This window comes from Klebsiella pasteurii (genome assembly GCF_018139045.1).
GTDB lineage: Bacteria > Pseudomonadota > Gammaproteobacteria > Enterobacterales > Enterobacteriaceae > Klebsiella > Klebsiella grimontii.
Genome location: NZ_CP073236.1, coordinates 4,089,349 through 4,103,655, shown reverse-complemented (window position 1 = coordinate 4,103,655; position 14,307 = coordinate 4,089,349). Strand labels below are relative to the sequence as shown.

Annotated in this window: 12 protein-coding genes; 5 read left to right on the top strand and 7 right to left on the bottom strand. The window is 55.3% G+C overall.

Features of this window, described 5'->3' with window-relative positions; all coding sequences use genetic code 11:
- Positions 1-34 precede the first annotated feature (34 nt).
- On the top strand, positions 35-1,135 hold the full coding sequence (trmA, locus tag KCG39_RS19270; RefSeq protein ID WP_004127337.1) for a tRNA (uridine(54)-C5)-methyltransferase TrmA: 1,101 nt from the start codon (positions 35-37) through the stop codon (positions 1,133-1,135).
- Between the two features lie 46 nt (positions 1,136-1,181).
- On the opposite strand, the gene KCG39_RS19265 is transcribed toward trmA, so the two are convergent.
- Together KCG39_RS19265 and fabR are read right to left on the bottom strand one after the other, a co-directional pair.
- Positions 1,182-1,541 (bottom strand): YijD family membrane protein, encoded by a 360-nt coding sequence (locus tag KCG39_RS19265; RefSeq protein WP_004127333.1) that lies wholly within the window; start codon positions 1,539-1,541, stop codon positions 1,182-1,184.
- Between the two features lie 15 nt (positions 1,542-1,556).
- Positions 1,557-2,192, bottom strand: a complete 636-nt coding sequence (gene fabR / locus KCG39_RS19260) for an HTH-type transcriptional repressor FabR (protein WP_004107582.1) — start codon at positions 2,190-2,192, stop codon at positions 1,557-1,559.
- Positions 2,193-2,388: 196 nt separating this feature from the next.
- On the opposite strand from fabR, the gene sthA reads away from it, so the two are divergent.
- On the top strand, positions 2,389-3,789 hold the full coding sequence (gene sthA / locus KCG39_RS19255; protein ID WP_004116922.1) for a Si-specific NAD(P)(+) transhydrogenase: 1,401 nt from the start codon (positions 2,389-2,391) through the stop codon (positions 3,787-3,789).
- Here the strand turns inward: sthA and oxyR are convergent.
- The 4 genes from oxyR to argC form a co-directional block, all read right to left on the bottom strand.
- A complete protein-coding gene (gene oxyR / locus KCG39_RS19250) occupies positions 3,772-4,689 on the bottom strand; it encodes a DNA-binding transcriptional regulator OxyR (protein WP_004127331.1) in 918 nt (305 codons plus the stop codon). The genes sthA and oxyR overlap by 18 nt on opposite strands.
- A 267-nt stretch (positions 4,690-4,956) precedes the next feature.
- Positions 4,957-6,330, bottom strand: coding sequence for an argininosuccinate lyase (argH, locus tag KCG39_RS19245; RefSeq protein WP_087828808.1), 1,374 nt, complete (start codon positions 6,328-6,330; stop codon positions 4,957-4,959).
- A gap of 77 nt (positions 6,331-6,407) precedes the next feature.
- Positions 6,408-7,184, bottom strand: a complete 777-nt coding sequence (argB, locus tag KCG39_RS19240; RefSeq protein WP_109213033.1) for an acetylglutamate kinase — start codon at positions 7,182-7,184, stop codon at positions 6,408-6,410.
- A gap of 6 nt (positions 7,185-7,190) precedes the next feature.
- A complete protein-coding gene (gene argC / locus KCG39_RS19235) occupies positions 7,191-8,195 on the bottom strand; it encodes an N-acetyl-gamma-glutamyl-phosphate reductase (protein ID WP_211811448.1) in 1,005 nt (334 codons plus the stop codon).
- A 184-nt stretch (positions 8,196-8,379) separates the two neighbouring features.
- Between argC and argE the strand changes: the two genes are divergently transcribed.
- The gene (argE, locus tag KCG39_RS19230; RefSeq protein ID WP_004127321.1) at positions 8,380-9,531 is read left to right on the top strand and encodes an acetylornithine deacetylase; all 1,152 of its coding nucleotides are present in this window, start codon (positions 8,380-8,382) and stop codon (positions 9,529-9,531) included.
- Positions 9,532-9,785: 254 nt separating this feature from the next.
- Entirely contained in the window at positions 9,786-12,437 is a 2,652-nt protein-coding gene (ppc, locus tag KCG39_RS19225) for a phosphoenolpyruvate carboxylase (RefSeq protein WP_049113499.1), read from the top strand.
- A gap of 97 nt (positions 12,438-12,534) precedes the next feature.
- Here ppc and zinT read toward each other — a convergent pair whose 3' ends face one another.
- Positions 12,535-13,182, bottom strand: a complete 648-nt coding sequence (gene zinT / locus KCG39_RS19220; RefSeq protein ID WP_004127314.1) for a metal-binding protein ZinT — start codon at positions 13,180-13,182, stop codon at positions 12,535-12,537.
- Positions 13,183-13,333: 151 nt separating this feature from the next.
- Between zinT and KCG39_RS19215 the strand changes: the two genes are divergently transcribed.
- Complete coding sequence (locus KCG39_RS19215; protein ID WP_004127311.1) at positions 13,334-14,197, top strand: AraC family transcriptional regulator; 864 nt, start codon at positions 13,334-13,336, stop codon at positions 14,195-14,197.
- The last annotated feature ends 110 nt before the right edge of the window (positions 14,198-14,307 follow it).

The following is a 14,307-nucleotide window of genomic DNA, read 5'->3' as shown; positions in this document are numbered from 1 at the left end:
ATCCCCCGCGTACTTATTTTATTCAGGATGCATCATGACCCCCGAACACCTTCCTACCGAACAATATGAAGCGCAGCTGGCAGAAAAAGTCGTCCGTTTGCAGAAAATGATGGCGCCTTTCAGCGCCCCGGTTCCGGAAGTGTTTCGTTCGCCGGTCAGCCACTATCGCATGCGCGCAGAGTTCCGCCTGTGGCACGATGGCGATGACCTGTACCACATTATGTTTGATCAGCAGACCAAATCCCGCATTCGCGTCGATACCTTCCCGGCCGCCAGCGAGCTGATTAATCAGCTGATGACCGCGGTGATTGAAGGCGTACGCGATAACCCGGTACTGCGCCATAAACTGTTTCAGGTGGATTATCTGACCACCCTGAGCAATCAGGCCGTGATATCGCTGCTGTATCATAAGAAGCTCGACGATGAATGGCGTCAGCAGGCAGAGCGCTTCCGCGATGCGCTGCGAGCGCAAAATCTGAATGTGCATCTGATTGGCCGCGCTACGAAAACTAAAATCGAGCTGGATCAAGACTATATCGATGAACGTCTGCCAGTTGGCGGGCGTGAAATGATCTATCGTCAGGTTGAGAATAGCTTCACCCAGCCAAACGCGGTAATGAACGTCCAGATGCTGGAGTGGGCTATCGATGCCACCAAAGGCGCAACTGGCGACCTGCTTGAGCTGTATTGCGGTAACGGTAACTTTTCGCTGGCGTTGGCGCGTAATTTCGAACGCGTGCTGGCAACGGAAATAGCTAAACCGTCCGTCGCGGCGGCGCAATATAATATTGCAGCGAACCACATTGATAATGTGCAGATTATCCGCATGTCGGCGGAAGAGTTTACCCAGGCGATGAACGGCGTGCGGGAGTTTAACCGCCTGCAGGGCATTGATCTGAAGAGCTATCAGTGTGAGACGATTTTCGTTGATCCGCCGCGCAGTGGGCTGGATAGCGAAACGGAGAAAATGGTGCAGGCGTATCCGCGTATTCTGTATATCTCCTGCAATCCGGAGACCCTATGCCAGAACCTGGAAACGCTCAGTGAGACCCACGCGGTCACGCGCCTGGCGCTATTCGACCAGTTCCCGTATACCCATCATATGGAATGCGGCGTACTGCTAACGAAGAAGTAAAGCTGCGCGAGAAAACCCGGCAACAGCGCTGCTGCCGGGTGAGAGATTATTCCGCGACCGCGTTCTTGCGGTTGCGCAATTTGTAGCCAATCCAGAACACCATAATCACTGACAGAACTGCCGGGAAGAAGTTAGAGCCGATGTCCGGATACTCCGCGCGCACAACGGTGCTGTAAACCAACACGCCGAGAATAAAGCAAGCAGCGGCAAGCCCCGGCAAACCCACGGGCATACTACGATTCTGATAGCGCTGATGCAGGCAGTATACCGTCAGCACCAACGACAAGATGGGGAAGATGGAAAAAGGGACAATGGAGCTGAACAGCGCGGCGAAGGTACCATTAATGGATAAACCTGCGATCAGCGCCAGCAGCAGCGTACCTCTATCTTGTACTGAGTGTTTCATTGCTCGTCCTTCACGTTATTCGGAATGATTTGATATTTTTTCTTGTTCACGGCGATACCAGTAATACGCGCCTTTCGAGATCATTCTGAGCTGCAGCACCAGGCGTTCTTCCAGCTGTCGACGCTGCTCCGGGCCTACATCGAGAGCCTCAGCGCCAGCGCTAAATACGATGGTGACCATAGCTTCAGCCTGCGCTTCGGTAAAGGCGCGCGGCATATGGTTTTCGATTTCTAAATAGTCGGCAAGTTCCGCGATAAAATGCTGAATTTCACGCGCCACGGCGGCGCGAAACGCCGCAGACGTACCGGAGCGTTCCCGCAGCAGCAGGCGGAAGGCGTTCGGATTGTTGCCAATAAATTCCATAAAGGTGGAAACAGAGGTGCGAATGACGCTGCCGCCTTTCGCGATACGCTGGCGCGCCTGACGCATCAGCTGGCGCAGCATAAGCCCGCTTTCATCCACCATGGTCAGACCAAGCTCATCGACATCACGAAAATGGCGATAGAAGGACGTCGGGGCGATCCCCGCTTCCCGCGCAACTTCGCGCAGGCTTAAGCTGGCAAAACTGCGTTCAGCACTTAGCTGGCTAAATGCCGCTTCCACCAGCGAACGCCGGGTTTTTTCTTTTTGTTGCGCTCTTACGCCCATCACGTTGTCTGAATCCTTCCATAAGCCCTTCCGGCACTATACCAGAGATCAGAACCAATCGGTTTACACTGGATTGTGAATGATTGTTTACGAGCTGTTTCTGCTTTTATGCCGCAAAAAAGCACAACGATAATTGGGTTAAAGCGCGGCAAATGTTATCATCGTGTTTATTTTATGTATAAAACAGGTGAGTAATGCCATGTCACACTCTTGGGATTATGATGCAATTGTGATTGGTTCCGGTCCTGGCGGAGAAGGTGCCGCCATGGGGCTGGTGAAACAGGGAGCACGCGTTGCCGTCATTGAGCGCTACCATAACGTTGGCGGCGGTTGTACCCACTGGGGTACCATCCCGTCCAAAGCCCTCCGCCATGCCGTCAGCCGTATTATCGAGTTTAACCAAAATCCCCTCTACAGCGACCATTCCCGTCTTCTTCGTTCTTCCTTCGCCGACATCCTGAACCATGCCGACAGCGTCATTAACCAGCAAACCCATATGCGTCAGGGTTTCTATGAGCGTAACCACTGTGAAATCCTGCAGGGTAATGCCCATTTTGTTGATGAACACACTATCGCGCTGGAATGCCACGACGGTACCGTGGAAACGGTGACGGCGGAAAAGTTCGTGATTGCCTGCGGTTCACGCCCGTACCATCCGGCAGACGTTGACTTCCATCACCCGCGCATTTATGACAGCGACTCGATCCTTAGCCTGCACCACGAACCGCGCCATGTGATCATTTATGGGGCCGGGGTGATCGGCTGCGAATATGCGTCGATCTTCCGCGGAATGGAAGTGAAGGTGGATCTGATCAACACCCGCGATCGCCTGCTGGCGTTTCTCGATCAGGAGATGTCCGACTCCCTCTCCTATCACTTCTGGAATAGCGGCGTGGTCATTCGCCACAATGAAGAGTACGAAAAGATTGAGGGCGTGGATGACGGCGTCATCATGCACCTGAAATCCGGCAAAAAGCTAAAAGCGGACTGCCTGCTGTACGCTAACGGCCGCACCGGGAATACCGACTCTCTGGCGCTGGAAAATATCGGCCTGCAAACCGATAGCCGCGGTCAGTTGAAGGTCAACAGCATGTATCAAACCGCCCTGCCGCATATTTATGCCGTCGGCGATGTGATTGGCTACCCGAGCCTGGCCTCGGCCGCCTACGACCAGGGGCGCATCGCTGCCCAGGCGCTGGTGAAAGGCGAAGCCTCGGCGCATCTGATTGAAGATATCCCTACCGGTATTTACACCATTCCGGAAATCAGCTCCGTTGGCAAAACCGAGCAGCAATTGACGGCCATGAAAGTGCCTTACGAGGTCGGGCGCGCGCAGTTCAAGCATCTGGCGCGTGCGCAGATTGTCGGCATGAGCGTCGGTACGCTGAAGATCCTGTTTCATCGCGAAACGAAAGAGATCCTTGGGATTCATTGCTTTGGCGAGCGCGCGGCCGAAATTATTCACATCGGCCAGGCGATAATGGAGCAGAAAGGCGGTGGTAACACCATTGAGTACTTCGTTAACACCACCTTTAACTACCCGACGATGGCGGAAGCCTATCGGGTAGCCGCGTTAAATGGCTTAAACCGCCTGTTTTAACGCGGTGTCGAAATGGCCATCCATCTTCCCGCGGATGGCCTCTGCCAGATGTTCATAGCGGCTACGCAGCGGCGAACCCGGGCGATAAACCAGCCCCACGGTACGTCTCGGTTCCGGCTTGATACAGGGCACATAGACCACGCCATCGCGCTTTCTCTCCTGCGGCACGGCTAAGGCTGGCAGCAGCGTGATGCCGCTACCGGCAGCCACCATGTTACGCAACGTTTCGAGGCTGGTCGCCCGGAAATGCGTATCCTCGTCGGCGCCCGCTTCAAAGCAAAAGCCCATCGCCTGATCGCGCAGGCAGTGGCCGTCTTCCAGCATCAGCAGCTTTTCACCGGCCAGGTCCGACATCGGCACGCACTCGCGGTTAGCCCACGGGTGATCTTCGTAGATAGCCAGCATCATGGGCTCATCAAACAGCGGCACCTCAATAAACGCTTCGCTCTCTTTGACCAGCGCCAGAATCGCGCAGTCGAGCTTACCGCTATCAAGCTGCGCTAAAAGCTGATGGGTTTGTGCTTCATGCAGATACATTTCCAGCTTGGGAAAGGTCTGATGCAGCATCGGGATAATCAACGGCAGCAGATAAGGGCCAATCGTCGGGATCAGTCCAATATGCAGCGGCCCGGACATGGTCTCTCCCTGCTGGCTTGCCATTTCCTTCAGCACTTTGACTTCGCGTAGCACGGTACGCGCCTGATCCACCAGCAGCAGCCCTGCCTGGGTGAACAGAACCTTACGGCTGGTGCGTTCCAGCAACATCACACCGAGCTCATCCTCCAGCTTACGGATTTGTCCGCTAAGCGTAGGTTGGCTGACGTGACAAGAATCCGCCGCGCGGCGGAAGTGGCGGTGTTCGGCTAGCGCTACCAGATATTCAAGATCGCGAATATTCATTATTCATCCTCCATCGCCACGATAGTCCATGGCGATAGATAGAATAGCAACGAACGATTATCCCTATCAAGGTTTCTGTTCAATAATAAACCCATAAATGAGGAAAACTGCAGAAAATCATCGCGCTTCCTCACAGTTTTCTACCCGGATAACTAAAGCCAACGTGAACTTTTGCGGACCTTGCGTCCGCTTTTTTTTGTATAAAAAAAGCCCGGGGTTACCCGAGCTTCGTTTATTTACCGCCTTAAAAGCAGCCCCGCAGGCGAATCACACCAGGCGCTGTTTAGCGTCGGCAATCGCCTGAGCCACCTGCTGAGGAGAAACGCCGCCTTTAGCCGCACGCTTATCCAGACACGACTGCAGCGCCAGAATCGGATAGACGTCATCCGCAATCACGGAGCTAAATTTCTGCAAATCGGCCAGAGGCAGATCCTCCAGCGGCTTGCCCTGGGCAATGGCTTCCACTACCGCTTCACCGACAATATGGTGCGCTTCACGGAACGGCACACCTTTAGCAACCAGATAATCCGCCAGTTCGGTGGCATTCGCATAGCCCTGCTGCGCCGCTTCTTCACAGCGCGGGCGTTTTACCTGAATACCGTCAAGCACCAGTGCCGCCATATGCATGCAGTCGAGCCAGGTATCAAGCGCGTCAAACAGCCCTTCTTTATCTTCCTGCATATCTTTGTTGTAGGCCAGCGGCAGCCCCTTGAGGGTCATCATCATGCCGGTCAGCGCGCCCTGCACGCGGCCGCATTTTCCACGGATCAGCTCCAGCGCATCCGGGTTTTTCTTCTGCGGCATCAGGGATGAGCCAGAAGTCACGCGGTCAGAAAGCTCAACAAAACCCGCTTCGCCGGTATTGAAGAAGATCAGATCTTCGGCAAAACGCGACAGGTGGACCATACCGATTGAGGCATCGGACAGCAGTTCCAGTACGTGATCGCGATCGGACACGCTGTCCAGGCTATTGCGGGTCGCCGATGCGAAGCCCAGCCAGCCGGCAAGCTGTTCACGATCGATTTCATAGGCAGTACCCGCCAGCGCTCCGCAGCCCAGCGGGCTGACGTCCAGACGTTTAAGCGCATCCTGCAGACGGCTTTCATCTCGTGCCAGCATTTCAACATAGGCCAGACACCAGTGGGCAAACGTCACCGGCTGCGCGCGCTGCAGGTGGGTATAGCCCGGCATGACGGCGTCCTGGTTATTCTCAGCCGTCTCGACCAGCGCGCTTTGTAGCTGACGATTCGCCGACAGCAGTTCCACAACGGTATCTTTGCACCACAGCTTCAGGTCTGTCGCCACCTGGTCATTACGGCTACGCCCGGTGTGCAACTTTTTGCCCAGTTGGCCGACCTTGTCGATCAGCTTACCTTCTACCCAGCTATGAATATCTTCCGCATCGCTTTCGAGGATCTGCTGCGGGTTAGCCCGCACGTCTTCCAGCAGAATGTTCAGCGCCTCTTCCAGCTGCTGTTGTTCATCAGCGGTCAAAACGCCAACCGTCACCAGCGCTTTGGACCAGGCAACAGAGCCAACGATATCCTGCTCCGCCAGGCGATAGTCAAAGCGCAAAGAGTCGTTGAACTGTTTGAACCGCTGATCCGCTGCCTGAGTAAAACGCCCACCCCAAAGTGCCATAACATGCTTCCTTAATATCTTTGAATTTTATTGCCCGGCGGCGCTACGCTTACCGGGCCGACAAAATGATAAATTGATTATGCGAGAATACGCGTGCCGATCGGCGTGCCGTTAAACAACGCAGGGAGCTGCTCCGCGTGACGCCAGGAGGCGATATCGACCGGGCGGCCTAATGTCCGCGCCGCGTCCAGGGCCGCATTCACTTTGACGATCATGCCGTCGGTGATAATGCCCTGCTCGATCAGCTGTTCAGCCTTCTCGGCGGTCATTTCCGCAATGCGCTGCCCTTTGCCATCTAGAATGCCGCTTACATCAGACAGCAGAATCAAGTCTGCGCCGAGCGTTGCCGCCAGCGCGGTCGCCGCCTGGTCGGCGTTGACGTTCATCAACTCGCCTTCATCGGTGACGCCGATGGAGCTAACGACCGGCATATAACCGCCCGCCAGCAGCGAGTTAATCAGCGCCGGAGAACCCGGCTGAGCGTATCCGACATGACCAAGCTCTTCATCAAGCTGCGTCACTTTGACGCTATCGCCGTCACCGAGGAATAGCCCAACGGCAGCCAGTCCATGCTTCTTCGCCCACGCCAGCAGCGTTTTGTTGGCGGTTCCCGCCAGCGCGCCGGTAATAATGTCGATCTGATCCGCCGGCGTGACCCGCAGACCGTTTTTCTTGTTCACCGGCAGGTTGAGCTGCTTCATGAGTTCATCCACCACGCAGCCGCCGCCGTGCACAATAATCAGCGGGCGCTGATGGGATTCGCGGTAGTTCACCAGTGCCGTAAACAAGCGCTCAAGCGCTTCTTCGCTGTCCAGCAGGACGCCGCCAAGTTTGATAATTAAAGGATTCATCATCACACCTTAAATAAGAGACTGCGTCTCAGCGAAGCCGAAACGAATATTTGCGCACTGCACGGCCTGCGCGGCCGCGCCTTTCAGCAGGTTATCTTCCGCCGCCACCACGATGATATGTTCATCCTGGACCGCAAAACCGATATCACAGAATGGCAGACCCACGACATTTTTCAATGCAGGGACACCTTTATCGTATAAACGCACCAGCGGTTTTTCCGCATAGGCCTGCTGGAACACCGCCGCCACCTGCTCTTTGCTCACGCCGGGTTTTAGACGGCAGGTGATGGTCTCCAGAATTCCGCGCTTAAAATTGCCCAGATGCGGAGTAAAAATCACGTCCGCGCCCAGGTGGGTTGAAATTTCCGGGTGATGACGGTGGTTGAAAACGCCGTAGGGTTGCAGGCTGACTTCGCAGAAGCTATTGCCGATAGAGGCTTTACGCCCGGCGCCGCTGACCCCGCTGGTCGCGTTGATCACCGGCCACTGGTTAAGATCCAGCAGCCCCGCCTCGATCAGCGGTTTTAACGATAGCTGAGCCGCCGTCGGGTAGCAGCCCGGTATGGCGATCAGATTGGCTTCTTTTAGCTTTTCGACGCTCCACTCGGCCAGGCCGTAAACCGCCTGCTCCAACAGTTCAGGGAACTGATGAGTGAAACCGTAATATTTTTCATAGAAGGCGCCGTCATTCACGCGGAACGCCCCGGAGAGATCGAACACGACGCAGCCTGCGGCGAGGAACTGCGGCGCCAGGTCATGGCTCACCTCGTGCGCGGTGGCGAGGAAAACCACATCCACTCCGGCGCTAAACTCGCTGATATCGGACATCGGCTGCAGCGGCAGATCGACAATGCCTTTCAGCTGCGGATGCAAATCGGAAACTAATTTTCCCGCATCATTGCTTTGCGCGGAGACCGTCAATGCGGTTATGGTCATATGAGGATGGCGATTTACATAGGCCACTAGCTCTGCGCCGGCATAACCGCTGGCGCCCACAATCAGCGTGTTCAACATTGGGGCTCTTCACCTTCTTGCTTACGTATATTTGCCCTGGAAGACCGTTGCCTTCCCCACCCTGTTGAGCCGTAAGAGCATCATCCTTATATTCGATGGGTTTTCTTACGCTCAACGATAATGTATTTTTATTCACAAATAATGCATGAATATTGATACTATCACGACCCGAGGTGTGTCAACAATGAAAAACAAATTACCGCCCTTTATCGAGATTTACCGCGCGCTGATCGCCACACCTTCCATCAGCGCAACCGAAGAGGCGCTGGATCAGAGCAATGAGTCTTTAATCAATTTACTGGCTGGCTGGTTCCGTGATATCGGCTTTAATGTTGAAGTTCAGCCGGTACCGGACACGCGCAATAAATTCAACCTGCTGGCCAGCAGCGGCCACGGCGCTGGCGGCCTGCTGCTTGCCGGGCACACCGATACCGTCCCGTTTGATGATGGCCGCTGGACCCGCGACCCTTTTACCCTGACCGAGCACGACAATAAGCTGTACGGTCTCGGCACCGCGGATATGAAAGGCTTCTTCGCTTTTATTCTCGACGCCCTGCGCGACGTTGACGTCACTCAGCTGAAAAAGCCGCTCTATATTCTGGCGACGGCCGATGAAGAGACCAGCATGGCCGGCGCCCGCTACTTCGCCGAGACGACCCAACTGCGACCGGACTGCGCCATTATCGGTGAGCCCACGTCGCTGCAGCCGATACGCGCGCACAAAGGCCACATGTCCAACGCGGTTCGCATTCAGGGGCAGTCGGGCCACTCCAGCGACCCGGCACGCGGCGTCAACGCGATTGAACTGATGCACGACGCCATTGGCCGCATTATGCAGCTGCGCGACGACTTAAAAGAGCGTTATCACTATGCCGCCTTTACCGTTCCCTGGCCGACGCTCAACCTCGGCGCCATCCACGGCGGCGATGCCTCCAACCGCATTTGCGCCTGCTGCGAGCTGCACATGGATATTCGTCCGCTGCCCGGAATGACGCTCAACGATCTCAACGGGCTGCTGAACGAGGCGCTGGCGCCGGTGAGCGAGCGCTGGCCTGGCCGCCTGACCGTTTCTGAACTGCATCCGCCGATCCCCGGTTACGAATGTCCGCCGGACCATAAGCTGGTTGAGGTCGTAGAAAAACTCCTCGGCGCGCAAACCGACGTGGTGAACTACTGTACCGAAGCGCCGTTTATTCAGACTCTCTGCCCGACGCTGGTGTTAGGCCCGGGCTCTATCAACCAGGCCCATCAGCCGGATGAGTACCTGGAAACGCGCTTTATTAAGCCGACCCGCGAGCTCATCACTCAGGTGGTCCACCATTTTTGCTGGCATTAAATACGCATTCTCTCGGGCGATTTCATCCGCGCGAGAGGGTGACAATTATCACATTTTCATAAGCAACACTTATCAAGCGACCTCCGAGTTAAATTTCGCAAATTGCCGCCATTTATTCGTTTGCTGAAGCGATTTCGCAACAATTGACGTGGGGGTTTTTACGTGGCTTTATAAAAGACGGTTGCTTATCCACTGCTCAAATTATCGAGCGCCGGATATAACAAAATAAAATGAGATGGGGTGTCTGGGGTAACATGAACGAACAATATTCCGCTTTGCGTAGTAATGTCAGTATGCTCGGTAAGGTGCTGGGCGACACCATCAAGGATGCGCTAGGAGAAAACATTCTTGATCGTGTCGAAACTATCCGTAAGTTGTCCAAATCTTCTCGCGCTGGCAATGAAGCCAACCGCCAGGAACTGCTCACCACGTTGCAAAACTTGTCCAACGACGAGCTACTGCCGGTGGCGCGCGCCTTTAGCCAGTTTCTGAACCTGGCGAATACCGCTGAGCAATACCACAGCATTTCGCCAAAAGGCGAAGCGGCCAGTAATCCGGAAGTGATTGCCCGCACCCTGAGAAAGCTTAAAGAGCAACCCAACCTCAACGAAACCATTATTAAGCAAGCCGTTGAATCCCTGTCGCTGGAACTGGTGCTGACCGCGCACCCGACCGAAATCACGCGTCGTACGCTGATCCATAAGATGGGTGAAATCAACAGTTGCCTGAAGCAGCTCGATAACAACGACATTGCGGACTATGAACGTCATCAGGTCATGCGCCGTTTGCGCCAGCTGATTGCCCAGTCGTGGCACACCGATGAAATCCGCAAACATCGCCCGACCCCGGTGGATGAAGCGAAATGGGGCTTCGCAGTTGTTGAAAATAGCCTGTGGGAAGGCGTACCGAACTACCTGCGCGAGCTGAATGAACAGCTGGAAGACAACCTGAACTATCGGCTGCCGGTCGACTTTGTTCCGGTTCGCTTTACTTCCTGGATGGGCGGCGACCGCGACGGCAACCCGAACGTGACTGCCGACATTACCCGCCACGTCCTGCTACTCAGCCGCTGGAAAGCAACCGATCTGTTCCTGAAAGACGTCCAGGTGCTGATTTCCGAGCTATCAATGGTCGAGTGCACCGATGAGCTGCGCGATCTGGCAGGCGCGGAAGGCGCGCAGGAACCCTATCGTTACCTGATGAAAAAGCTGCGCACGCAGCTGATGGAGACGCAGGCCTGGCTGGAAGCGCGCCTGAAAGGGCAGAAACTGCCGAAACCAGCGGGTCTTATCACGCAAAACGAGCAGTTGTGGGAACCGCTTTACGCCTGTTACCAATCGCTGCAAGCCTGCGGCATGGGCATTATCGCCAATGGCGAGCTGCTCGACACCCTGCGCCGCGTAAAAGCCTTTGGCGTACCGCTGGTGCGTATCGATATCCGTCAGGAAAGCACCCGCCACACCGAAGCGCTGGGCGAAATGACCCGCTATCTCGGCATCGGCGACTATGAAAGCTGGTCAGAAGCCGATAAGCAGGCCTTCCTGATCCGCGAACTGAACTCTAAACGCCCTCTGCTGCCGCGCCAGTGGGAGCCAAGCGAAGAAACTCGCGAAGTGCTTGAGACGTGCAAAGTCATCTCCGAGGCGCCGCGCGGCTCGATTGCGGCCTACGTGATTTCAATGGCCAAAACGCCGTCAGACGTCCTGGCAGTACATCTGCTGCTGAAAGAGGCTGGCATCGGCTTCGCGCTGCCGGTCGCCCCGCTGTTCGAAACCCTGGACGACCTGAATAACGCCGACGACGTCATGACCCAACTGCTGAATATCGACTGGTATCGCGGCTTTATCCAGGGCAAACAGATGGTCATGATTGGCTATTCCGACTCGGCGAAAGATGCGGGCGTGATGGCCGCCTCCTGGGCGCAGTACCAGGCGCAGGACGCCTTAATTAAGACCTGTGAAAAAGCCGGTATTGAGCTGACCCTGTTCCACGGTCGCGGTGGTTCTATCGGTCGCGGCGGCGCGCCGGCGCACGCGGCCCTGCTCTCTCAGCCTCCGGGAAGCCTGAAAGGCGGCCTGCGCGTCACCGAACAGGGCGAGATGATCCGCTTTAAATACGGCCTGCCGGAAGTCACCATCAGCAGCCTATCGCTTTATACTAGCGCGATTCTGGAAGCCAACCTGCTGCCGCCGCCGGAGCCCAAAGCGCAATGGCGCGATATCATGGCCGAGCTATCAGATGTCTCCTGCGAGATGTACCGCGGCTACGTGCGTGAAAATAAAGATTTTGTTCCTTACTTCCGTTCCGCAACGCCGGAGCAGGAGCTGGGTAAACTGCCGCTGGGCTCGCGTCCGGCAAAACGTCGCCCGACCGGCGGCGTCGAGTCGCTGCGCGCCATTCCGTGGATCTTCGCGTGGACGCAAAACCGCCTGATGCTGCCAGCCTGGCTGGGCGCCGGCGCCGCGCTGCAAAAAGTCGTTGAAGGCGGCAAGCAGAGCGAGCTGGAAAGCATGTGCCGCGACTGGCCGTTCTTCTCTACCCGCCTCGGCATGCTGGAGATGGTCTACTCAAAAGCCGACCTGTGGCTGGCGGAATATTACGATCAGCGTCTGGTGAAACCGGAACTATGGAAGCTCGGTGAAGAGCTGCGCCAACTGCTGTCCGCCGATATCAACGTGGTGCTGGCAATCGCCAACGACTCCCACCTGATGGCCGACCTGCCGTGGATCGCGGAGTCCATCCAGCTGCGTAATATCTATACCGACCCGTTAAACGTGCTCCAGGCCGAGCTGCTCCATCGTTCACGCCTGGCGGAAGAGAAAGGTGAAAAACCGGATCCGCGCGTTGAACAAGCGCTGATGGTCACTATCGCCGGCGTTGCGGCAGGCATGCGTAACACCGGCTAGTTCGCCTTGCGGAACCTGTAGCCCGGCTAAGCGTAGCGCGAGCCGGGTTAAAAACCGTAGCTCCGGTAAGCATCACGTTTACCGGAGCTATTTTTTATTAGTGGTGCAGCATTTCGTCGACAATCTGCTCTTTGTGCAGCGCATAAGGATAGTAGGTTGGCCAGTTATCCATCTCTTTCAGCAGCGCGTCCTGGGACTCATCGCCCATGAAGATGTGGAAATGCTGGGACTTGCGCGGCGCGATAGTATGATCGCTAAACTGAACAAACTTCGGCGCTTTTGAATCCGCCTGCTGGCATTCGAACAGGTAGCGCACGCCTTTTTTACCGGATGCGTAGGTCAGAATTTTGTAACCGGAATAGCTGTACTTACAGGCGTTGACGGTTTTCCCGACGTGAAACTCCATGACGTTATCCTCGATACCAATTTGGTCGACATCGGTAGCGTAGCCCTTCTTATAATATTCCCGATATTCCGCCACGCTTTTACCGGCCTTTTTGGCCTTCTGCTCCAGAACCGGATCTAAATCCCCGTTCAGCAGATAGGGGTTAACCGACTGCCAGATCCCCTCCCAGTCGCTCAGCGCCCTGTCCTTTACGTCCTGGTCGGCAAAAATACCTTCGCTCGCCTTTTGTTCCGCTTCGGTCAGCGCCGGGCCATGGCCAGGGTGACCGTGGGCAAAAGCCTGGCTGCTCGCCATTACCATGCCAATGCCAAACGCCAGCGCGGAAATCTTTTTGGTCATCACTCTCTCCTGAGTTTAGGTTTGCAATAATATGTTACGATATAACATATCAATCAAATCTTACAATACTCTTCGCAGAAAAACCGCGCGGCTTTTCCCTCTGTCAGTTTGTTAGGTATGATGAAAAGAGATCGCATTACGCGGAGAGAGAATGAATAGCGATATTAATCAGGCCATTGATTCTTTTATTAAAGGCCCAGCGGTAATCGGCAAAATCCGCTTTTCCACAGAGACCAGACCGGCTTCTGAGAATGCGCTATGCGTCGATTTTCCGCGCCTCGAAATCATGCTTGCAGGCCAGCTTCACGATCCAGCGATTAATGCCGAACGCACCCAGCTCATGCCGCACGATGTGCTGTATATTCCCGCTGGCGGATGGAATGACCCGCAATGGATGACGCCCTCCACTCTGCTCACTATTTTATTTGGTAAACAGCAGCTGGAATTCGTCCTGCGCCACTGGGACGGCAGCGCGCTTAACGTGCTGGATAAACAGCAGGTTCCGCGCCGCGGTCCCCGGGTCGGCTCTTTTCTGCTGCAGGCATTGAATGAAATGCAGATGCAGCCGCGGGAGCAGTACACGGCCCGCTTTATCGTCACCAGCCTGCTCAGCCACTGTGCCGATCTGCTGGGCAGCCAGGTACAAACCTCATCGCGCAGCCAGGCGCTTTTTGAAGCGATTCGTAAGCATATTGACGCCCACTTTGCCGACCCATTAACCCGGGAGTCGGTGGCGCAGGCGTTTTATCTCTCGCCAAACTATCTATCCCATCTGTTCCAGAAATGCGGGCCAATGGGCTTTAACGAGTATCTGAATCACATCCGCCTGGAGCAGGCCCGAATGCTGTTAAAAGGTCACGATATGAAAGTAAAAGATATCGCCCACGCGTGCGGTTTCGCCGACAGCAACTACTTCTGCCGCCTGTTCCGCAAAAACACCGAACGCTCGCCGTCAGAGTATCGCCGTCAATATCATAGCCAGCTGACGGAAAAAACGGCCTCAGCAAAAAACTAGATTTTTGTGTGTTAAACCTGATTTTTGTGCGCACTTTTACTTCCGCTTTAATCCGTATTACGGGATAAACGTGATCTAAATCATTCTTACTCATAATGCGTACATTTATC